The following is a 22,552-nucleotide window of genomic DNA, read 5'->3' as shown; positions in this document are numbered from 1 at the left end:
GTCAGCGTTGTTTGTACAACCAAGCTTTACCCTAAAAGGGTAACATTGATGACATTATTGAGGAGGGCGTTGTGAACTTAAATGCAACATTAATTGGTCAGCTTATTGCATTCGCACTATTTGTGTGGTTTTGTATGAAATATGTTTGGCCACCAATTATTAAAGCAATTGAAGAGCGTCAAAGCTCAATTGCTAATGCTTTAGCTGCAGCAGAAGTCGCACGAAAAGAGCAAGCTGAAACCAAAACATTGGTGGAGCAAGAAATTAATCAAGCGAAACTTCAAGCACAAGAAATTGTGGATTTAGCGAATAAACGTCGCAACGAAATCTTAGAAGAAGTGAAAGCTGAAGCGGAAGCATTAAAAGCAAGAATTATTGAACAAGGTCACGCTGAGATTGAAACAGAGCGTAAACGTGTTCAAGAAGAATTACGAGCGAAAGTAGCCTCTTTAGCGGTTGCAGGTGCTGAGAAAATTGTGGGTCGCACGGTTGATGAAGCGGCAAACAATGACATTATTGAAAAATTAGTTGCAGAACTATAAGAAGGTTGGGCTTATGTCAGAATTAACTACCATAGCTCGCCCTTATGCAAAAGCAGCATTTGATTTTGCTATCGAGCAACAAGCACAAAACAAAAGTGCGGTGGAAAAATGGGCAGAAATGCTAAATTTTGTTTCTCAAGTTGTTGAAAATAAAGAGATGCAAGATTTCCTAACAGGTGATTTATCTGCCAGCAAAGTTGCTGATACGGTGATTTCAATTTGTGGCGACCAACTTGATCAATATGGGCAAAATTTGATTCGGTTAATGGCTGAAAATAAGCGTTTAACTGTACTTCCAGCGGTATTTTCACTGTTCCAACATTATGTGAGTGAACACCAAGCGATTGCAGATGTGGAAGTCATCTCAGCTCAACCATTAAGTGCAGAGCAACAAGCTAAAATTGCAGCCGCAATGGAAAAGAAACTTGCTCGTAAAGTTAAATTAAATTGCAGCGTAGATAATGCACTGATTGCTGGTGTTATTATTCGTACAGATGATTTTGTCATTGACGGAAGTAGCCGTGGGCAACTGGCTCGTCTTGCAAATGAGTTGCAATTATAAGAGGAATAAAAGATGCAACTAAATTCGACTGAAATTAGTGAATTAATTAAAAAACGCATTGCCGAATTTAACGTGGTGAGCGAACCACGCAACACAGGAACCATTGTTTCTGTGAGCGATGGGGTTATTCGTATCCATGGTTTAAGCGATGTAATGCAAGGGGAAATGATTGCATTACCCGACAATCGTTATGCAATGGCACTTAACCTAGAGCGTGATTCGGTGGGTGCGGTTGTAATGGGGCCTTATACTGATCTTTCTGAAGGTATGGAAGTTCAATGTACAGGACGCATTCTTGAAGTGCCAGTAGGCCGCGGTTTATTAGGCCGTGTGGTGAATACTCTTGGTCAGCCAATTGATGGTAAAGGCGAAATTGAAAACGATGGTTATGCGCCCGTTGAAGTTATCGCTCCAGGGGTTATCGATCGTAAATCTGTTGATCAGCCTGTTCAAACTGGTTATAAAGCGGTGGACTCAATGGTGCCAATCGGTCGTGGTCAGCGTGAGTTAATTATCGGTGACCGTCAAACAGGTAAAACCGCATTAGCTATCGATGCCATCATCAACCAAAAAGATTCTGGCATTAAATGTATCTATGTAGCGATTGGTCAAAAAGCATCAACCATTGCTAACGTAGTGCGTAAATTAGAAGAACACGGCGCATTACAAAATACCATCGTGGTTGTAGCATCTGCATCAGAATCTGCCGCGTTACAATATTTAGCGCCTTATGCAGGTTGTACAATGGGTGAATATTTCCGTGATCGCGGTGAAGATGCACTCATCGTTTATGATGATTTATCTAAACAAGCAGTTGCTTATCGTCAAATTTCATTGTTATTACGCCGTCCACCAGGTCGTGAAGCTTTCCCAGGTGATGTATTCTATTTACACTCTCGTTTACTTGAGCGTGCTTCTCGTGTTAATGCAGAATATGTTGAACGTTTCACACAAGGTAAAGTAACAGGTAAAACAGGTTCTTTAACTGCCTTACCAATTATTGAAACCCAAGCAGGTGACGTATCGGCTTTCGTACCAACCAACGTAATTTCCATTACCGATGGTCAGATTTTCTTAGAATCTAACCTATTTAACTCAGGTATTCGTCCTGCGGTAAACCCAGGTATTTCGGTATCTCGTGTGGGTGGTGCAGCACAAACTAAAGTCATCAAAAAATTAGCGGGTGGTATTCGTACCGCACTTGCGCAATATCGTGAATTAGCAGCATTCGCACAATTTGCTTCAGATCTTGATGATGCAACACGCAAACAACTTTCTCACGGTCAGAAAGTAACAGAATTATTGAAACAAAAACAATATTCTCCATTAAGTGTTGCACAACAAGCATTAGTGTTATTTGCCGTTGAATTTGGTTATTTAGAAGATGTTGAATTAGATCGTATCGCTTCTTTTGAATCTGCCCTTTTAGAATATGCAGCACATAACTATGCTGATTTTATGGACGGATTAACCAAAACTGGCGATTACAATGATGAAATCAAAGCAACATTGCAAGCGATTTTAGACAATTTCAAAGCAAACAGTGCTTGGTAATTCACATTAACGGAGAACATCAATGGCAGGTGCAAAAGAGATAAGAACCAAAATTTCCAGTGTTCAAAGTACACAAAAAATTACTAAGGCAATGGAAATGGTTGCAGCATCGAAAATGCGTAAAACGCAGGATCGTATGTCATCTTCACGCCCGTATGCTCAAGCCATACGCCGCGTGATTAGCCACGTGTCAAAAGCCAGTATTGGTTACAAACATCCGTTTTTAGTGGAACGAGAAGTGAAAAAAGTAGGTATCCTACTTGTTTCAACAGATCGTGGATTATGTGGCGGTTTAAATATCAACTTATTTAAGACCGCACTTCAAGAAATCAAAGGTTGGAAAGAAAAACAAGTGGAAGTTTCACTGGGTTTAATCGGTGCAAAAGGTATCGGGTTTTTCCAATCTCTTGGCTTGAATATTGCTACACAAAATTCAGGAATGGGCGATACGCCTTCTGTTGAAGAATTAATTGGTACGGCAAATGAAATGTTTGATGCTTATAGAGAAGGCAAATTAGATGCGATCTACATTGCTTACAATAAGTTCATCAACACAATGTCGCAAAAACCTACTTTAGAAAAACTTGTTCCTTTACCTGAATTAGATAATGATGATTTAGGTGAAAGCGCACAATCTTGGGACTATATCTACGAACCTGATCCAAAAGTGTTGTTAGATAGTTTATTGGTTCGTTATTTAGAATCTCAAGTGTATCAAGCGGTAGTTGAAAATTTGGCTTCTGAGCAAGCGGCACGAATGGTGGCGATGAAAGCGGCAACTGATAATGCAGGAAACTTAATTAAAGACTTGCAATTAGTTTACAACAAAGCTCGCCAAACAAGTATTACAAATGAATTAAATGAAATTGTTGCTGGTGCAGCGGCAATTTAAGTAAAGAGGATCGATAATGGCAACTGGAAAAATTGTACAAATCATCGGTGCGGTTATTGACGTTGAATTTCCACAAGATGCAGTACCAAAAGTATATGATGCCTTAAACGTTGAAACAGGCTTAGTGCTTGAAGTTCAACAACAATTAGGCGGTGGAATCGTACGTTGTATCGCAATGGGTTCATCAGATGGTTTAAAACGTGGTTTATCCGTGTCTAACACGGGCAAACCAATTTCCGTTCCAGTGGGAACAAAAACCCTAGGACGTATTATGAACGTACTGGGTGAACCAATTGACGAACAAGGCCCAATTGGTGCAGAAGAAACTTGGTCAATTCACCGACCGGCACCAAGCTATGAAGATCAAGCAAACAGCACAGAATTGCTTGAAACAGGGATCAAAGTTATCGACTTAATCTGCCCATTTGCAAAAGGGGGTAAAGTTGGTTTATTCGGTGGTGCGGGTGTAGGTAAAACCGTAAATATGATGGAATTAATCCGTAATATTGCGATCGAACACTCAGGTTACTCCGTATTTGCAGGGGTTGGTGAACGTACCCGTGAAGGTAACGACTTCTACCACGAAATGACCGAATCTAACGTATTAGATAAAGTATCCCTTGTTTACGGACAAATGAACGAGCCACCAGGTAACCGTCTGCGTGTTGCATTAACCGGTTTAACTATGGCAGAAAAATTCCGTGATGAAGGCCGTGATGTATTATTCTTCGTGGATAATATTTATCGTTACACCCTAGCAGGGACGGAAGTATCCGCATTATTAGGTCGTATGCCATCTGCGGTAGGTTACCAACCAACCCTTGCAGAAGAAATGGGGGCATTACAAGAGCGTATCACCTCCACTAAAACAGGTTCTATCACCTCCGTACAAGCGGTTTATGTACCAGCCGATGACTTAACTGACCCATCACCAGCAACCACCTTTGCGCACTTAGACTCAACGGTAGTATTAAGCCGTCAAATTGCATCATTAGGTATTTACCCTGCGGTAGATCCTCTTGATTCAACTTCTCGCCAATTAGACCCATTAGTGGTTGGCCAAGAGCATTATGATGTAGCGCGTGGCGTACAAGGTATCTTACAACGCTACAAAGAGTTGAAAGACATCATCGCCATTCTTGGTATGGACGAGCTTTCTGAAGAAGATAAACTTGTGGTTGCGCGTGCGCGTAAAATCGAACGCTTCTTATCACAACCGTTCTTCGTTGCAGAAGTGTTCACAGGCTCACCGGGTAAATATGTTTCATTAAAAGACACTATTCGCGGTTTCAAAGGTATTTTAGAAGGTGAATATGACCATATTCCAGAACAAGCGTTCTATATGGTTGGTTCTATTGATGAAGTGCTAGAAAAAGCCAAAAATATGTAATCACTTCAAGCCTGATTAAACACTTGAAGGAGAATCACAATGGCAACATTAAATTTAACGGTTGTAAGTGCAGAAGAAAGCATTTTTACTGGTCAAGTAAAAAGCATTCAAGCCACAGGGATTGAAGGGGAGCTTGGTATCTTACCGGGCCACACCCCCTTATTAACGGCAATCAAACCGGGTATCGTCAAATTGACCTTAGAAAATGGCAATGAAGAAGTTATCTACGTTTCAGGTGGCTTTTTAGAAGTTCAACCCAATGTCGTTACCGTCCTTGCGGATGTCGCAATTCGTGGTAAAGAGCTTGATGGCGATCGCATTTTAGAAGCCAAACGCCGCGCAGAACAAAATATTGTATCTAGCGCGAAAGACGCAAACTACGAAATGCTCGCCTCTCAACTTGCTAAAGAATTAGCAAAACTACGCGCTTACGAACTGACAGAAAAATTAGTCAAAAATAAACGCTAATTTTACCGCACTTTCTTTACTGTATCTAAAAAACCACCTTCGGGTGGTTTTTCTTTTCCTAGTCAAAACTTGCCTAAAAATATTTTGTGAAACATCTCTCAAAACAAAAATTTTGACGTTTGTATATATTGAAATATATGTTCTAATTTTGTTGAGTATGAAACAAAAGGGGGACGTATGAATAGCCATATACAGCAACGTTATGTTTTTGCAAAAGATCTCATTAAGAATGTGGGGGAAATAGCACTCTCATTCTACTTAAATAGAGACAAACTTAACATTCAGCATAAAAAGGGAGAAGCGCAAGATTTAGTAAGCATCGCTGATCAAAATGTTGAAAAAGAGATAAAAACCGCATTAAAAGCCCACTTTCCTGACGATGGCTTCTTAGGTGAAGAATCAGGTGCCGATGGGCTTGATAAGGACTTTTGCTGGGTGGTTGATCCCATTGATGGCACAAGTCCTTTTTTATATGGCCTACAGGCTTGGTGTATTTCTATTGCCGTGCTTTACAAACAGGAAATTGTTATTGGGCTGATTTACGATCCATTGCATAAAGAGCTTTTTCATACGATGAAAGGTGAAGGTGCGTTTGTTAATGAAGCTCCTTTATCTGCATCAAAAGCGACTTCTTTGCAAGAGGGATTAGTTGGATTGGGAATGTCCCATCGTGTTCCACCGAGTACATTTGTGCCAGTTATTGATCAAGTATTAAAAGACGGAGGAATGTTTGTCCGTAACGGTTCAGGGGCATTAACCTTAGCTTATGTCGCGGCAGGCAGATTAATTGGTTATTTTGAACCGCATATCAATGCGTGGGATTGCCTTGCCGGTATTTTATTAGTTCAAGAGGCTGGTGGACAAACTAACGACTTTTTAGCAAATGATGGATTATTAAAAGGAAATTATATTCTTGCTAGCAGTCAAGGCATATTTAATCAGCTTGAAGCTATGCGATCCTTAACTTTATAGGAGGAAAATACAATGTCTATTTTAAATTTTTTCAAAGCAAGCCCTGCTATTCCACTTAAAGATTACACCGAGGCAATGTTTAAAAGCACAAGAATGAAAAGTTTTTGGGCATTCTCTTTTGCTTATGCTATTTATTATGTTTGTCGTTTATCTTTTAATGTCGCTAAGCCAGCCTTAGTCAATAATAATATTTTAACTCCAACAGAACTTGGGGTTATAGGTTCTGCTATTTTTATTACCTATGCAGTTGGTAAATTTGTTAATAGTGCAGTAGCAGATCACTCAAATATTGTACGTTACCTTTCGGTAGGATTATTTTTCTCCGCATTATGTAATTTTGCCATGGGAATGACGACTAGTGCTATTTTTCTTACTATCATTTGGGGATTTAACGGTTGGGTACAATCAATGGGCGTAGGTCCTTGTGTGGTAGCACTTTCACGTTGGTATGATGATAAAGAACGAGGTTCTTACTATGGATTTTGGTCAGTTGCTCATAATGTAGGTGAAGGGATAACCTTTGTCGTTACTGCTGCAATTATTACTACTTTCGGTTGGCGCTTTGGTTTTAGTTTTGCGGGTATTATGGGATTATTGGGCGTGTTAGTTGCAATAATGTTTATGAAAGACTCGCCAGCAGCTTGTGGCTTTAAACCGATTATTACAATGGATAAACAAACAGAGGAGTTAGATAATAAAGAAGTATTGAAACATCAATGGGACGTGATTAAAAATCCTGCCATTTGGGTGTTAGCAGTGGCTTCTTGCTGTATGTATATTGGTCGTTATGGTGTAAATAGCTGGGGCGTATTTTTCCTTGAAAATGGAAAAGGCTATACAACATTAGAAGCCGCATCGATCATTAGCGTAAACAGTATTGTTGGTATTTTAGGAACAATTGTTTCAGGCTGGTTGTCAGATCGTTTCTTGCAAGGTAAACGAAATATTATGACGGTAATAGTAAGTTTACTTAATGCACTTTCTCTTGCAGCATTCTTATTTGCCCCAGCAGGTAACACCTGGCTTGCTATTGGTGCACTTTCTGTTTTTGGTATTACTTTAGGTATTCAACTTTGCTTCTTAGGTGGGTTGTTAGCAACAGATATTTCCCACAAATCAGCATCGGGAATTGCCTTGGGAATGATGGGCGTATTTGGTTACGCGGGTGCAGCAGCGGGTGAATTTTTAACAGGTTTTATGATTGATAAAACAACGGTTATTGATTCGGCAGGTAATAAAATTTATGATTTTGATGCACTTGCTTATTTCTGGGTAGGTGCTGATTTACTCTCCGTTGTTGCAGCAATTATTTTCTCAATTTTAGTTGTATATCAAACTAGAAAATCAAAAAATGTAGCTTAGCTTTTAAATAAAAAATGCGGTAAAAAATCTCGAAATTTTTCACCGCACTTATGTTTTAATGTATTACTTCACTTCAGCTAAAATTCTGGTGAGTAATTGCCAGTAGGTTTGTACCGCGGGGATATGCACTTTTTCATCAGGGGAATGGGCGTTAATAATAGTTGGGCCGATAGAAACGACATCTAAATTAGGGTAGATTTTTTTCAGCAAGCCACATTCTAACCCTGCGTGAATCACTTTTATTTCAGGTTGATGGCCTAAAATATCTGCGTAAATTTGGCTGGTTAGGGCTAAGATTTTGCTGTCTGGGTGAGGTTCCCAACCTGGGTAATTGCCAGCGAAATTGACACTTGCACCACAAAGTGCGGTCAAAGATTTCAGCATTTCTTGCACATAATATTTGCCGCTTTCAATTAATGAGCGAATTAAAATCGTGGCGTTCACTTGATTGTCGGAGGTTTTTAGCACGCCTAAACTGAGCGAGGTTTCCACTACATTTTCTACCGCATCACTGTAACGAATTACTCCGTTTGGTAAGACATTAAATAGGTTAATGATGTTATTTTGTGAATGGCTATCAAAAATATGTGCTGGTTTTTCAACAGGTTGTAAGAACAAGCTCAGATTGGGTTCGGCAATGGCTAATTCGGTTTTTAATAAAACTTCAAAATTTTCCACCGCACTTTGTAATGGAGCGAGATCGCCATCAAAGCATAGGGTTACAAAGGCTTCACGCGGAATGGCATTGCGTACTGAGCCCCCCTTAATTTGGCTAATGGCGAAATCAATTTGTGGGTGATCTTGTTTGAGATGCGCAAGAAAACGAACCAGCGCTTTCACGGCATTAACTCGTCCTGTGTGAATATCCACGCCAGAATGCCCACCACGCAAGCCTTTTAATACTAGCTCGTAACTATGCGCATAAGGGTTGGCAATTTTTTGCACGGGAACACTGAGATCAGCATTCACGCCACCGGCACAGCCAATATAAATTTCGCCGTTTTCTTCGGTATCGGTGTTGATCATAATTTGGCTTTTCAGCCAGTTTGGACGTAAACCAATCGCCCCTTCCATTCCTTGCTCTTCGGTCATTGTGAGCAAGACTTCTAACTCTGGGTGAGCAAGGGTTTCATCTTCTAATGCGGCAAGGGCAGAAGCAAGGCCAATTCCATTATCCGCCCCTAGGGTTGTGCCTTTGGCGGTGACCCATTCGCCTTCAATATAAGGTTGAATAGGGTCTTTTTGGAAATCGTGTTGAGTGTCTTCATTGGCTTGTGGCACCATATCAAGATGAGCTTGCAGCACCACGGTAGGGCGATTTTCCATACCAACGCTTGCAGGCTTGCGAATTAAAATATTGCCGACTTCATCACGCTCGACAAAAAATTGTTTTTCTTTTGCCCAGTTTACGATGAAGTTAGCCAGTGCTTCTTCGTGATAAGATGGGTGAGGAATGGCACAGATTTGATCGAACCATTTCCACAACAAGGTAGGTTGGAGTTGTTGGATTTCAGACATAGTTTTTTCCTCAAATGAAAAAAATTCATCAAAATAATAGCATAAAAATTGGTTTCAAGTTATCCTAACGCAATTTTATTTATTGGGCGGTTTCCGCTCCTTTCTTAAGTTAAGGTGAGTTATGAGTGAAAAATATGTTGTGACTTGGGATATGTTCCATATGCACGCACGCAAATTATCTGAACATTTATTGCCAGCATCACAATGGAAAGGCATTATTGCAGTAAGCCGTGGGGGATTGTTTCCTGCTGCGGTATTGGCGCGTGAATTGAGCATTCGCCACGTTGAAACCGTGTGTATCGCAAGCTACGATCATAATCAGCAAGGCGAATTAAATGTGTTACACGCTGCGCAAGTGCCTAACGGCGGCGAAGGCTTTATCGTGGTCGATGATTTAGTGGATACTGGCAACACAGCGCGTGCCATTCGTGAACTTTATCCAAATGCCCGTTTTGTAACGGTTTTTGCAAAACCGGCTGGAGCAGATTTAGTGGACGATTATGTGATCGATATTCCACAAAACACTTGGATTGAACAGCCTTGGGATATGGGCATCACTTTCGTTCCACCATTGGCGAGAAAATAATTTGTGATAAACGCTGGGCTTGCCAGCGTTTTTTATAGAAGTAAAAAGATGAGTGCGTTTAATCATTATCTGGAAATGCAAGAGCATTTTCTTTATGTGCCTTATTACCATTACCACCGCCGTGTGCGCGTGTTGTTGCCAAAAGATTATCACAACGAACCTTGGCAGCATTACCCTGTGCTTTATATGCACGATGGGCAAAATGTGTTTTATAGCAAAGAATCCTATTCAGGCCATTCGTGGAAAATTATTCCTACCATTAAGCATTATCAACATTTGCCGAAACTCATTATTGTCGGCATTGATAATGCAGGGGCAGAACGGCTGAACGAATATGCCCCTTGGCGAACGGATGTGGGCAACAACGATGACGTGCGCAATGTGGGCGGACGTGGCGCAGAATATGCGCAATGGGTGGTTAATGAGGTTAAAACATTTATCGATAAAACCTACCGCACTTTGCCAAATTCAGAAAATACCTTGCTTGCTGGTAGCTCAATGGGTGGTATTATCACCGCTTATATGGGCGCGGCGTATCCGCACATTTTTGGCCATTTGGGCGTGTTTTCCCTTGCATCTTGGTTTAGTGAACCTGTTTTTATGCACTTTATTCATCACCACCCTTTACAAGCGCAAAGCCGTGTGTTTATCCAAGTTGGCACAAATGAAGGCGATGAAATGGATTCACAATTTATTTCTAATATGAATCAAGCCTACATTGATTGCACTCTGCGTTATTATCAGGCTTTGCTACGCACAGGGCATCCGCTCGATCATATCCGCTTACGCATTATGGCGAACGAAATCCATCACGAAATGCACTGGGCAGATCATTTTGTCGAGTTTTTGCATTTTGCGTTGTTGGGTAAATAGCTTCAATAAGTGAAAAAGCGGAATATCAATCCGCTTTTTCTATTTTAATAGCCCCTGTTCTTCCAATTTCCCTAAGAAATAAGGCATTTGTACGCGCCACCAAGGCCAGTCGTGATCCACATCTGTTCCCCAGAAGTCAAACCAAGCTGGAATATCTTTAGCTTGGAAGGCTTGTTGTAAGCGCGCTGTGTCGGCGATGTGTTGTTCTTCCCAAGCGCCTTGCCCAACGGCGATTATGTAATGGTTTTGGCGGTAGCGCTCTAAAAACCACGGATCGTTTTGATTCCATAAATAATCAATGGGGGAATTAAAATAGACTTCCGCGTTGCCGTGAAATTCTCCTGTGAAGAAACGGGCATCATACACGCCACTTAAGGCAATGGCGGTGTCAAAGAGATCGGGGTGGCGTAAGGCGAAATTTATGGTGTGGAATGCACCCATACTACAACCTGTGGCGATCATTGCGCCTTGCCATTGGGACTCAAAGCGAATTAATGGCACTAACTCATTGATAGTATAGCGATCATAGGCATTGTGAGCCTGCGCCATATCTTGCCCTGATTTGTAATCTGCGAGCCAAGATTCCTTATCAAAAGAATCTGGCGTGTAAAATTTAATTAAGCCACGTTCAATGAAAGAACGGCAGGCGTCAATCATTCCAAAATTGCCATATTCGTTTTCATTTCCCCCTGATGAAGGAAAAACAATCACAGGTTTGCCGCTGTGGCCATAAACATTAAAAGGCATTTCGCGACCGAGCTCTCCGCTCCAATGATGACGGCGTTCAAAAAACATTTTTCCTCCTAGTGTTTTTGATGGGCAAATTGAATAATTTCACGCATTTGTTCAAGGCTTGGCGTGCGTGCCAATATTCCTTCTTCGCCCATAATTTTGGCAAATACGCCCGGCACTTGCTGTACGCTAATGATATTGTGTGGGAATTTTTCGCACACTTCGGCAATGGAATGCGCATAATGCTGATTTGCCTTGCGAGAGATATACACCACATTCCAAGGATGTGAAATTTGCGCGTGGAATTGGTTGTCTTTCACAATATGCGCATATTCATTGAATACATCGAAATCATTGGCATAATTCCACATATCAATGGTTAAACCACCCGGTGGGCGACAATTCACTTCTAATGGTAATAATTCGTTGGTTTTCTTCACACGGAAAAACTCGAAATGAAAGAACCGCTCTTTGACATTAAAGGCTTTGACGCATTTTTGGCCGAGTTCCACCAATTTTGGCGAAATTTCACGGGGAACGTAATAGAACATATCGCCATCTTTTTCTACGGTATCCAGCACCGCTTCGGAATATTCAAGGCTAGAATAAAACACAATATTGCCATCGCGATCCGTTAAGCCGTCAAAGGTAACAATATCGCCGTCAATAAATTCTTCCATAATGTATTCCACGTTGGGATTTTTATGGCTGAAGAAGTTTTCCAATTCTTGCGCATTTTTAATCTTATAAGTATCGCTCGCGCCCACGCCAGAATTCGGTTTGATAATCACGGGATAATGCAATTCGTGCGCTAATTTTCTGGCATCTTCATCGCTTTCAAATACACGTCCTTTCGCCACTTTCAAGCCCGTTTGGCGGAAAATTTCTTTCATTTTTGATTTGGTTTTAATGGATTTCATATCTTCATTTTTATAACCAAATACATTGAAATCCGTGCGAAGTTTCGCATCTAGCTCAAGCCAATATTCATTGTGCGACTCAATGCGATCAATGCGTCCATATTTATGGGCAAAATAGCCCACCGCACGGTAAACCTGATCGTAATCTTCCATATTATCCACGCGATAATACTCCGTCAGCGCATTGCGCAGATTTTCACTTAGTTGCTCATAAGGCGTATCGGCAATGCCTAAGGTGTTGAAACCATTCTCCCGCAAGCGCACGGCAAAGGTTTCAAAATTGGTTGGGAAATGGGGTGAAATCATCACAAAGTTTAGTGGTCTTGACATAGACTATCCCTCAATCTAAAAAATAACGAAAACGATTGCATTATACAAAAAATCATCAAGTGATAAAAGTAACAACATATAAATTTGAATAAATTGGATTATTTATTCTTTATTTTTTAGACGTAAACAGAGGGGAATAAATTTAAATATCACTGCGATAAGTAATACGTTTACAATGATTTTTTCTATCTTATTTTTAGGCTGCTTATAAATATTTCATAGATTAAATCATAGGTTAAATTATTAGTATTAAGGATTTTATAAAACTCATATTACAATGATTATATCAAGGTTAGCTTTTATAGATTTATACATCGATCAGCACTTTCAATAGTAGATTGACGATGGGCAACTATTACTCTAGTTATTTTTAGTTTAGCTATTGCATCATTAATTTTTCTTTCATTTTCTTCATCAAGATGACTTGTTGCCTCATCCATAAAAAGAATTTTAGGTCTTTTATAGAGAGCTCGCGCAATAAATAATCTTTGTCTCTGCCCTCCTGAAAGGTTGTTTCCTAGTTCACCAAGCAATGTTTCATAATTCATTGGCATCTTCATTATTTCATTATGGATTTGAGCTTGTTTGGCGCATTGAATGGCAAATTCTTTATCATATTGATTATCAAAACAGACGATATTTTCTAAAATTGATCCAGAGAAAAACTTATCTTCTTGTAACACAGTTGCAATATGTTGGCGATAATGTGAAATATCTAAGTTTTTAATATCAATATTATTAATATAAATTTCTCCTTTTGTTGGTTTCAAGAGCACCGACATTAATTTTAGTAAGGTTGTTTTACCAGCACCTGATTTAGCGGAGATCGCTATGCTTTCTCCAGCATTAACTTCTAAATTTAAATTATCAATAATAGGTTGTGTAAATTGATCATATTGAAAAGTAAGGTTTTTCACTAAAATAGATAAACCTTTTTGTTCTTCTGATAAAGAAAATGGTGAGGAGTGTATGCTATTTTCAATTTCAGTTAAAGCAATATCGGCAATCCTTTCTCTGTGTAAAGAAAGCATTTTAAAATTAAAGAAAATATTAATTAGGTTTCCCATTCTGGAGGAAAATGAGCCTCTATAGGAATTAAATGCCATAAACATTCCAACTGTCATCATATTATCCATAACAATTGTTGCACCAATCCATAAGATCAAAATTTGTTCTAAGGTAGAAATAAAAGTATGAATGCCAGAAAAAAGCATATCTAACTTTGTTACTCTAATTGATGTATTAAAAGCATCAGCATTCAATGACATCCAATATTCTTCTCTCTTTTTATTTAATCCAAGAGATTTTATTGTTGCGATACCATAAAGTGTTTCCATAAAATGAGAAGTAGATTTTGCACTCTTAATAATTTGCTCTTCTGTAATCTGGCGGTAAGTAAAATAGGTTACAAACCGAAGTATTAAATAGATAATGGAAAAAGTTATCACTACCCAAGTTAGCCATCCTCCATAAAGGAACATCATAATAGTAACGCTGATAGTCATAATTAAATCAATAATTGTAGTTACTATGCTATTAGTAAGTGTATTTTGTATTTTTCTAAGTGAATCAAAACGTGATTGAATATCACCAACTTGACGTTTCTCAAAAAAATCTAAAGGAAGTTTTAACAAATGAGAAAAAAAGCTGCTTGTCCATTGAAAATCGATTAGATAATTCATTTTTAATGAAATCCAAGCTCTTGACATACTCACCGCGCTTCTAAAGAGCGTAAATAAAAAAAGACCTAAACAAATGATTAATAACAAGGATTGATCTTTAGCTTTTAAAACGTGATCTATCACTAATTGGGTGCCAATAGGCATTAATAGCGCAATTAATTCAATTAACAGAGAAAGAGAAAATATCTTTAATAATGCACCTTTTATACCAGAAATATTTTTAAATGTTTCATAAAGGCTAATTTTCTCATTATCCTTAGATTTTTCAAATTTTACCTCTGACCAAGCTTCTAAGGCTACCCCTGTAAAATGTTTTGAACACTCTGCAAAAGAGATGTTCTTTTTACCAAAAGCGGGATCAAAAATAACAACAGATTTATTTTTTACCTTGGTTAAAACAACAAAATGATTAAAATCCCAATGTAAAATACAAGGTAAACGTAACAATTTTAATTCATCAAGTTCAAGTGAAAGTGGGCGAGTAATTAATTTAAGATCTTGTGCAATATCAATTAAATTTTTTAATGTGGCACCTTTAGAAGAAATACCATATTTACTACGAAGTTGAAAAAGATTAGATTCTTCTCCATAAAAGCCAGCTATCATCGCTAGGCAAGCCAATCCGCATTCTGCCGATTCTGTTTGTAATACGAGAGGAACTTTTCTAAAGAATGAAAAATTAAGTTTATCTAACATATCCCTGTTTTCCTATATTTTTATTCTTTTTCCATATTTTTGGTTAAACCATAAAATGGTAAAAACATCCATTCATATAGCTTTCGTTTTTCTAAAAATAGGGTTGCCTCAGCTTTCATACCGCTTAAAAATGCTAATGAGGTATGGTTATAAGAGACATTTTGGTCAGGTATTTCTACAACAATTTTATATAATGGGTTATTAGGATCTGTACTAGGAACATTCTTATAAAAAGCAAGTTCTTGCAGAGAAGCAGGAACAGTCGAAATATATTTAATAGTGCCATCAAACTGTCCAAATTTTTCGAAAGGAAAAGCTTCGTAGCGAATACTGATTTTATTTTCAGGTTTAACAAAAGAAATTGCGCTATTAGGCACCCACATTACTAACTGATATTCGCCTTTATTAGCTGGTATTAGTTGAGCCAAAGCATCTCCTTCACGAATAATTTGCCCCACAGTTGCACTGATTGATTCAATTAACCCATCTAGCGGAGCATTAACAATCAGCTCTGAAACAGATTCAAATTCAAGTAAACGAATTTCAAGATCATTTTGTTGTAATTCATAACGAATAATCTGGTTTTGAAAATCGGTTCTACGACTCTCAATTTCATTTTCTAGCCCTATAATGACTGTTTCTTGTTGGATTAATTTTTCTTGTAAATTGTTGCGTAAAGATTTTTGATCGAAATAACGCGAACGTTGCAGAGCCACCTCATCATTAGAGGAATAGCCTTTTTTCATCAATTTTTCATATTTTTCTAATGTAATGCGGTATTCTTCTGTGCTTGCGGAAACTTCATTTAAATATATTTTTGTTTCATTATAGATTTTACGGTTTTTGTCAATTTGCTTTTGTAGGTTTGTTAAGGTTTCAGTCTGATTATTTTTAACTAATGTTATAATTTCACTAAGTTTTTTTAGCTGTGCCTTTATTGCATTAATTGAATTAATACCAACATTACCACTATCTGTGATACGATCTAATGTAATTTTAAATAGCGGGTCTCCTTTTTTTACTGGTTGATTTATTTTAATATAACTTTCTGAAATATAACCAGATTTAGATGCTGAAAGTATGATTGGGTGAGGTTGCATCACAACTTCACCATAAACAATTTCGCGGCGGGTATAACTACCAAAAGTAACGTATAAAATAAAAGAAGCCACAATGACAATGGAAATAGAAAAAACTAACCAACTTGGAATATTGGAAAACAATACAGCATTACTTTTCCATTTCTGATGTTCTAGGGCTTCTTTTCTAAACATAAATCTAATTTATAAAAATGATGAATAATAGATGCCTAGGAGAATAATGATAAAAGAATGTATTTTCCTATTAAAATCTAAATACTTACTAACATCATCTCCTCTATATATTATCTTTAATATATAGTTAACCAATATTAAACTAATATATGCAAGATTTATATAAAGAGGGAAAACTCCTAAATACAAAAATAAAATGTTTATAAAAACATTTGAGACAATAATATGCATCCAGCTTTTCATATCATTTTTTATCTGCAATACCGATAGCCGCTCCACTTAAAAATCCTACTCTTGGAGCTAAATATTTAGCTGCCGTAGAAGCCATAGGGCCTCCAATAATACCTGATACAGCTCCTGCAGCAATACTTGTTCCTAATCCAGACCATGTAAAATGACCTGATATAGCTGAATTTCCTAAATATCCAAGCCCACCAATAACTTTTTGCATATCTATATTATTGAAATTTCTCATAGCATTTTCGCCTTATTATGAGTTACCTATCATTTGATGACCTTGTGAAAGCCTTCTAAATATATTATTAATATACTAATAAAACATTTTACTATTTATTTCTTAATTCACTTTCCTAAAAAATAGTAGATAAATGCTCAAAGCAACTAGAGGATCTGCTATCCATCTATTTACTTCAAATGGAAATAAAGGATAAATAAAAGTTGATAAGAAAAAGAAAAAAAATGAAAACATAAGTGTTGGGAATATATATTTTTTCATAGTTTCTCCTAAGTAATAAAGCATCACATAAGCATATGATGCTTTATTTTCAATTAAAATTAATCTCCATAAAATGAAGTATTTTCTCTTATAAATTTGTCAGGATTAGAATTAAAACTATTTACTAGTTTCTCATTTTCCTTATTATAGTGTTTATATGTGGCATTCTTTAGAGGGTTAAGGAATATCTCATTTAAAGCCAAACCACCAAAAGCACTGGCTATATATCCCCACATCCCACCATGAATTGATTGTACTTCGTCAGTGTTTAATTTTTTCATAAAATTTCTCCTATTTTTTACTTTCTCATACATTCATTGTATCTAATTTCCTGTAAAACTGGATCAGAGAATTTAATTGTACCATTCTGATAATTCATTTCTATATGGCGTGAATAATTTAAACATTTACCTTTATTAAAATCATATTCTTCATTTTTCTTGGATAACATAGATGTACAAGAAATTAATAGAATACAACTGAGTAAAGTTAAGATGTTTCTAAGAATATTCATCATTAAAACCCTATAGATATATTAATACCACCTCCAGTAATTTTGGGTTTTTCACTTGGGAATTTGCTTACTGTTACACTTGGAGTAACAGAAATATTTGATGTTGGTTTAAAGGTATAGCCTCCCGAAACTCTCCCATAATTACCCCATCTTGAATGGGCACCAAAGCCAGAAAAGCTAAATGAACCGCCATTTATGTGATGTAATTCTTCATTATTTAAAGATTTCATAGTCTTTTCTCCTATGTAATTTTACTTATTTTCAAAGACCTTTATAAAAGGTCAAGTAAATGATAATGATTATCTTATTCATTATCAAATGTTTTATATGTGATCTAAATCACAAAATTAAGAAATTTTATTAAGGAAAATTAAACTTTATAGATGTGATGAAGAATATGGTTAGTTATATAGTAGAATAATTCAGTGTTAAAAATATTTTACTTTTGTTATTTTTATGTAAAAGAATTACAAGAAGCTAACCTTTTTCCAGTTAGCTCTCTTAGCTTGTCTATAGGAGGGCTAGTATTTATATGAGGCTATTACAGATGATCTTAAAACGATATTAATCGTTCATTTTTCATTAGATAATTTCAGCGGTTGGCTGTTTTTTGCGCTGAGCGATTTATGCTCTTGGATAATATGCAGGAATGCCTGTCCGAAGCGCTCTAATTTGGTTGCGCCCACGCCGTTGATTTGTAGCATTTCACGCTTGCTGGTGGGTTGATATTGTGCCATTTCTTGCAAGGTGGCATCGTTGAACACAATATAAGGGGGGATATTTTCTTTGTCGGCAATTTGTTTGCGTAAGAAACGTAGGCGGGCAAAGAGATCTTTGTCGTAATTTTGCACCGCACTTTTTTGTGCGCTTTGTGCGGTCATAATGGAAGAAACCCTTGGCATTGCCAGCTCTAAGGGCTGTTCACCACGCAAAATTGGGCGTGCGTTTTCCGTCAGTTGTAACACGGAGTGAAATTGATTCATCACTTGTTGCACAAGCCCAAGATGAATCAGCTGGCGGATCACTGATTGCCAATATTCTTTGCTTTTGTCTTTGCCAATGCCGTACACGCTGAGCTGATCGTGCTGATTATCTTTAATTTTTTGATTTTGCATTCCGCGCAGCACGCCGATCACATAATGCACACCGAACATTTGTCCCACACGATAAATGGTGGACATCACTTTTTGCGCGTCAATTAAGCCATCATATTTTTTCGGTGGATCAAGGCAAATATCGCAGTTTTTGCACGGCGCTTGGCGATGTTCGCCAAAATAATTCAGCAAAACTAAACGGCGGCAAGTTTGGCTTTCGGCAAATTCACCAATAGCTTCTAATTTATGCTGTTCAATTTGGCGCTGCGGGCTTTCTGGTTTTTCCAGCAGCATTTTTTGTAGCCACGCATAATCGGCAGGCTCGTAAAACAGCACGGCTTCAGCAGGTAAATCATCACGCCCTGCGCGCCCTGTTTCTTGGTAATACGCCTCGATACTGCGCGGCAAATCAAAATGGGCGACAAATCGCACGTTGGATTTGTTAATGCCCATTCCAAAGGCAACGGTTGCCACCACCACTTGCACATTATCACGCTGAAAGGCACGCTGCACTTGCTCGCGTTGGCTGGCTTCCATTCCTGCGTGATAGGCTTGCGCAGCCACGCCTTTTTTGCGCAAACTTTCTGCCAAGCGTTCCACCTTGTTGCGACTGTTGCAATAAACGATACCACTTTTGCCCTTCTGCCCTAGCACAAATTGGCATAGCTGCTCCATTGGTTTAAATTTTTCTACCAAGGTATAGCGAATATTTGGGCGATCAAAACTGCCGATATAAATATGCGGGTCGTTCAGTTGCAAATGGTGCAAAATATCTTGCCTTGTGGCACTGTCTGCGGTGGCGGTGAGTGCCATTATTGGAGCATTAGGAAAACAGCGTTTCAGCCCGCCAAGTTGAGTGTATTCAGGGCGGAAATCGTGTCCCCATTGGGAAATACAATGGGCTTCATCAATGGCAATAAAACTCACTTGGCAATGAGAAATAAATTGGAAAAAACTGGTTGTCATCGCCTTTTCGGGCGAAATATAAAGCAATTTGAGCTGCCCTGAAATCGCCTTATTTTGCACAATTTGCTGTTGCTCAAAGGTTTGTGTGGAATTGAGATAATCCACTTCAATACCGTTAGCAAGTAGTTGATCCACTTGATCTTTCATTAACGAAATCAGCGGCGAAATGACTAAGGTTAGCCCCGAAAAGCAAAGCGCAGGAATTTGATAGCAAAGGGATTTTCCGTTTCCCGTTGCCATAATCACAAGACTGTCTTGGTGTGAAAGGGCGGCGTTGATCACTTCTTCTTGTCCGTTGCGGAAAGATTGGTAACCAAAAACCTCGTTCAAAACCTTAAGTGCGGTGTTTTTTTCCATTATTTTTTGCGAAAAATTGGTTAAAAACGCACCGCACTTTGTTTATTGATGAAATGAACCATTAGGCGAAATGCACTTGCTCGCCGTGTACGCGACAGGCTTCTTCCAAGCATTGCCAGAATAATTTGCCATCATTAGCGATCCATTGTCCGTCTTTAAACGCAAAGTGAAAACCGCCTGCTTTGCTGGCAAGCCAGAGTTCAAGCAATGGCTCTTGCTTGTTTACCACCACTTGGCTGCGATCAGGGAAAGTAATAGTAAACACCGAACCTTGGGTGTCGCAATCCACATCGCAATCTTGCTCTTCTAATTGTTCTTCAATTTTGAGCCAAACTTGCTCAATATTTTGATGAAATTCTGTAACGTTCATAATTTTTCCATAAGCGAAATAGGTAAGGCGGAATTATAGAGAGTTTTTGCTATTTATACAAAGTGCAAAATGATGTAAAAAAGAATAGATCTTTCTATAAATATCGTTATTATGCGTAAGATTTCTAAGATAACCCAAGAGAATACAAGATGAAAAAACTAATTTTAATCCTCACCTTAGGGGCGATTACCCTTGCGGCTGCTGGTTGTGGGGTAAAAGGCCCGCTTTATTTCCCTGAACAAGACAATTCACAATCGCAACAAAAATAAGCATTAACAATAAGAAGTAAAGGACAATCCAATGGATTTTTTTCAATATAAAGATGATCAACTGATGGCGGAACAAGTACCGGTGCGTGAAATTGCCGCGCAGTTTGGCACGCCTGCTTATATTTATTCCCGAGCAACCCTTGAGCGCCATTGGCACGCCTTTGATAAGGCTTTGGGCGATCATCCGCATCTCATTTGCTTTGCGGTGAAGTCTAACCCCAATTTAGCGATTTTAAATATTATGGCAAAACTTGGCTCGGGCTTTGATATTGTGTCGCAAGGGGAATTAGAACGCGTGCTGGCCGCTGGGGGCGATGCTTCCAAAGTGGTGTTTTCTGGCGTGGCAAAATCTGAACAGGAAATTGAACGCGCGTTAAATGTGGGCATTCGTTGCTTTAATGTCGAAAGCCTTGCGGAGCTTTATCGCATTAATGAGGTGGCGGGGCGGTTAAATAAAATCGCGCCAATTTCTTTACGCGTGAACCCTGATGTGGACGCGCACACGCACCCTTATATTTCCACAGGACTGAAAGAAAATAAATTTGGCGTGAGCGTTGATGAAGCGCGTGAAGTGTATCGTATTGCGAGCCAATTAACACATATCAAAATCACCGGAATGGATTGCCATATTGGCTCACAACTCACAGAAATTCAGCCATTCCTTGATGCCACAGATCGCTTGATCGTGCTAATGCAGCAGCTTGCTCAAGATGGCATCGAACTAAAACATTTAGATTTAGGCGGCGGCTTAGGCGTAACCTATAAAGATGAAAATGCACCGCACCCAAGTGAATATGCAAAAGCCTTATTAGCTAAATTAAAAGATTATCCAAACTTGGAAATTATCCTTGAGCCGGGGCGTGCTATCACCGCCAATGCAGGGATTTTACTCACCAAAGTAGAATACCTAAAAAGCAATGAAAGCCGTAATTTCGCCATTGTGGATACGGGAATGAACGATATGATTCGCCCTGCGTTGTATCAAGCCTATATGAATATTATTGAAGTGGATCGCAGCCTACCGCGCGAAACAAAAGTTTATGATGTGGTCGGCCCAATTTGCGAAACCTCTGATTTCTTAGGCAAACAGCGTGAACTGGCAATTGCCCAAGGGGATCTCATCGCCCAGCGTTCTGCCGGTGCTTACGGTGCCAGTATGGCGTCCACTTACAACTCACGTCCAAGAGCGATTGAAGTGATGGTGGACGGCAATCAAGCGCATCTCATCAAACGCCGTGAAACCTACCCTGAGTTATGGCAGTTAGAAAGTGTATTGCCGTAAAAATAATAGAGATAACCCACCTTTTGTGGGTTATTTTTTAGGTTTTGATGAACGTTATATCGCTCAAAATAGAATGTAAAAATTTATATTGCTAAAATAAAGTGCGGTGCGATTTTGCTGAATTTTTCTTCCAAATAATTATTAAGGTAACGCAATGAAAAAACATTTAAAATGTCTAAATATGACAATAGTTGGGTTTGGTGGCACGATAGTTAGCCGCATTGAAAAGTCAGGCTGGATATCAGGCTATGAGCTTGAGTTTGTACTTTTATCACTCATCATTTTACTTTCTATTGTTTACTTTTCTACCTTATATATTAATAAAAATACCATTAAACCGAATAATCCATTTAATGGCTTAAATGCAAAAGGCCGTAATGTACTTTTGTTTTATTTTGCCTGTTGTTTAATGATTTTTTATTCCTGCTATTTTTGGAGTAAGAAATATAGTTTGGATACGTCTTTAGCCTTAATCTATTTTATTATTTTAGGTGTAATATTAAGCTTCTTTTATACTAAAATTCTCCGCTTTGTGAATAAAAATTATTCTTTAGATAAAAAGAAGGGGCTGTATTAGATTAACAGTTATGTTAGTTATATAAAAATAAAGA

Annotated in this window: 23 protein-coding genes; 13 read left to right on the top strand and 10 right to left on the bottom strand. The window is 38.4% G+C overall.

The genetic code is table 11. From position 1 onward, the window contains the following. Positions 1-71 precede the first annotated feature (71 nt). From atpF to C3007_RS10065, 8 genes are all read left to right on the top strand, one after another. Positions 72-542 carry a F0F1 ATP synthase subunit B gene (atpF, locus tag C3007_RS10100; RefSeq protein ID WP_017806727.1) on the top strand — a complete coding sequence of 157 codons (471 nt, stop codon included), beginning with the start codon at positions 72-74 and terminating at the stop codon, positions 540-542. Positions 543-555: 13 nt separating this feature from the next. Then, positions 556-1,104 (top strand): F0F1 ATP synthase subunit delta, encoded by a 549-nt coding sequence (gene atpH / locus C3007_RS10095; protein ID WP_103854310.1) that lies wholly within the window; start codon positions 556-558, stop codon positions 1,102-1,104. A 12-nt stretch (positions 1,105-1,116) separates the two neighbouring features. Next, complete coding sequence (atpA, locus tag C3007_RS10090; RefSeq protein WP_035688894.1) at positions 1,117-2,658, top strand: F0F1 ATP synthase subunit alpha; 1,542 nt, start codon at positions 1,117-1,119, stop codon at positions 2,656-2,658. 22 nt (positions 2,659-2,680) lie between these two features. Continuing rightward, a complete protein-coding gene (atpG, locus tag C3007_RS10085) occupies positions 2,681-3,550 on the top strand; it encodes a F0F1 ATP synthase subunit gamma (RefSeq protein ID WP_035688897.1) in 870 nt (289 codons plus the stop codon). A gap of 16 nt (positions 3,551-3,566) precedes the next feature. Then, complete coding sequence (gene atpD / locus C3007_RS10080) at positions 3,567-4,940, top strand: F0F1 ATP synthase subunit beta (RefSeq protein ID WP_103854309.1); 1,374 nt, start codon at positions 3,567-3,569, stop codon at positions 4,938-4,940. A 39-nt stretch (positions 4,941-4,979) separates the two neighbouring features. Next, positions 4,980-5,408 (top strand): F0F1 ATP synthase subunit epsilon, encoded by a 429-nt coding sequence (locus C3007_RS10075; protein WP_103854308.1) that lies wholly within the window; start codon positions 4,980-4,982, stop codon positions 5,406-5,408. A 177-nt stretch (positions 5,409-5,585) separates the two neighbouring features. Then, positions 5,586-6,380, top strand: coding sequence for an inositol monophosphatase family protein (locus C3007_RS10070; protein ID WP_103854307.1), 795 nt, complete (start codon positions 5,586-5,588; stop codon positions 6,378-6,380). Positions 6,381-6,392: 12 nt separating this feature from the next. Then, positions 6,393-7,742 (top strand): MFS transporter, encoded by a 1,350-nt coding sequence (locus C3007_RS10065; protein WP_103854306.1) that lies wholly within the window; start codon positions 6,393-6,395, stop codon positions 7,740-7,742. Between the two features lie 63 nt (positions 7,743-7,805). Here the strand turns inward: C3007_RS10065 and C3007_RS10060 are convergent, their stop codons facing one another. Beyond that, positions 7,806-9,260 (bottom strand): aminoacyl-histidine dipeptidase, encoded by a 1,455-nt coding sequence (locus C3007_RS10060; RefSeq protein ID WP_103854305.1) that lies wholly within the window; start codon positions 9,258-9,260, stop codon positions 7,806-7,808. A gap of 121 nt (positions 9,261-9,381) precedes the next feature. Here C3007_RS10060 and gpt point away from each other — a divergent pair, with 121 nt between their 5' ends. Further along, on the top strand, positions 9,382-9,846 hold the full coding sequence (gene gpt, locus C3007_RS10055) for a xanthine phosphoribosyltransferase (protein WP_103854304.1): 465 nt from the start codon (positions 9,382-9,384) through the stop codon (positions 9,844-9,846). 48 nt (positions 9,847-9,894) lie between these two features. After that, on the top strand, positions 9,895-10,719 hold the full coding sequence (locus C3007_RS10050; RefSeq protein ID WP_103854303.1) for an alpha/beta hydrolase: 825 nt from the start codon (positions 9,895-9,897) through the stop codon (positions 10,717-10,719). Positions 10,720-10,758: 39 nt separating this feature from the next. On the opposite strand, the gene C3007_RS10045 is transcribed toward C3007_RS10050, so the two are convergent. The 9 genes from C3007_RS10045 to cyaY all read right to left on the bottom strand — a co-directional run bounded on the left by C3007_RS10045 (position 10,759) and on the right by cyaY (position 20,390). Continuing rightward, on the bottom strand, positions 10,759-11,514 hold the full coding sequence (locus C3007_RS10045) for an esterase family protein (RefSeq protein WP_103854302.1): 756 nt from the start codon (positions 11,512-11,514) through the stop codon (positions 10,759-10,761). Positions 11,515-11,522: 8 nt separating this feature from the next. After that, a complete protein-coding gene (locus tag C3007_RS10040) occupies positions 11,523-12,701 on the bottom strand; it encodes an ATP-grasp domain-containing protein (protein WP_103854301.1) in 1,179 nt (392 codons plus the stop codon). A gap of 299 nt (positions 12,702-13,000) precedes the next feature. Continuing rightward, entirely contained in the window at positions 13,001-15,079 is a 2,079-nt protein-coding gene (locus tag C3007_RS10035) for a peptidase domain-containing ABC transporter (RefSeq protein WP_103854300.1), read from the bottom strand. A 20-nt stretch (positions 15,080-15,099) separates the two neighbouring features. Beyond that, a complete protein-coding gene (locus C3007_RS10030) occupies positions 15,100-16,353 on the bottom strand; it encodes an HlyD family secretion protein (protein WP_103854299.1) in 1,254 nt (417 codons plus the stop codon). 244 nt (positions 16,354-16,597) lie between these two features. Beyond that, positions 16,598-16,828 carry a hypothetical protein gene (locus tag C3007_RS10025; RefSeq protein WP_103854298.1) on the bottom strand — a complete coding sequence of 77 codons (231 nt, stop codon included), beginning with the start codon at positions 16,826-16,828 and terminating at the stop codon, positions 16,598-16,600. A gap of 320 nt (positions 16,829-17,148) precedes the next feature. Further along, a complete protein-coding gene (locus C3007_RS10020; protein ID WP_103854297.1) occupies positions 17,149-17,370 on the bottom strand; it encodes a hypothetical protein in 222 nt (73 codons plus the stop codon). Positions 17,371-17,605: 235 nt separating this feature from the next. Further along, positions 17,606-17,833 carry a hypothetical protein gene (locus tag C3007_RS10015; protein ID WP_103854296.1) on the bottom strand — a complete coding sequence of 76 codons (228 nt, stop codon included), beginning with the start codon at positions 17,831-17,833 and terminating at the stop codon, positions 17,606-17,608. A 342-nt stretch (positions 17,834-18,175) separates the two neighbouring features. After that, a complete protein-coding gene (gene recQ / locus C3007_RS10010; protein ID WP_103854295.1) occupies positions 18,176-20,020 on the bottom strand; it encodes a DNA helicase RecQ in 1,845 nt (614 codons plus the stop codon). Positions 20,021-20,081: 61 nt separating this feature from the next. Beyond that, complete coding sequence (gene cyaY / locus C3007_RS10005; RefSeq protein ID WP_103854294.1) at positions 20,082-20,390, bottom strand: iron donor protein CyaY; 309 nt, start codon at positions 20,388-20,390, stop codon at positions 20,082-20,084. Between the two features lie 149 nt (positions 20,391-20,539). Here cyaY and lptM point away from each other — a divergent pair, with 149 nt between their 5' ends. The 3 genes from lptM (at position 20,540) to C3007_RS09990 (ending at position 22,518) form a co-directional block, all read left to right on the top strand. Continuing rightward, the gene (gene lptM / locus C3007_RS11750) at positions 20,540-20,659 is read left to right on the top strand and encodes an LPS translocon maturation chaperone LptM (protein ID WP_103854293.1); all 120 of its coding nucleotides are present in this window, start codon (positions 20,540-20,542) and stop codon (positions 20,657-20,659) included. A 31-nt stretch (positions 20,660-20,690) separates the two neighbouring features. After that, on the top strand, positions 20,691-21,941 hold the full coding sequence (gene lysA / locus C3007_RS09995; protein WP_103854292.1) for a diaminopimelate decarboxylase: 1,251 nt from the start codon (positions 20,691-20,693) through the stop codon (positions 21,939-21,941). A gap of 154 nt (positions 21,942-22,095) precedes the next feature. Beyond that, positions 22,096-22,518, top strand: coding sequence for a hypothetical protein (locus C3007_RS09990; protein ID WP_103854291.1), 423 nt, complete (start codon positions 22,096-22,098; stop codon positions 22,516-22,518). Positions 22,519-22,552: the final 34 nt, after the last annotated feature.

The organism is Avibacterium gallinarum (assembly GCF_002921135.1).
GTDB lineage: Bacteria > Pseudomonadota > Gammaproteobacteria > Enterobacterales > Pasteurellaceae > Avibacterium > Avibacterium gallinarum.
This window is presented reverse-complemented; position numbering and strand designations above follow the sequence as displayed.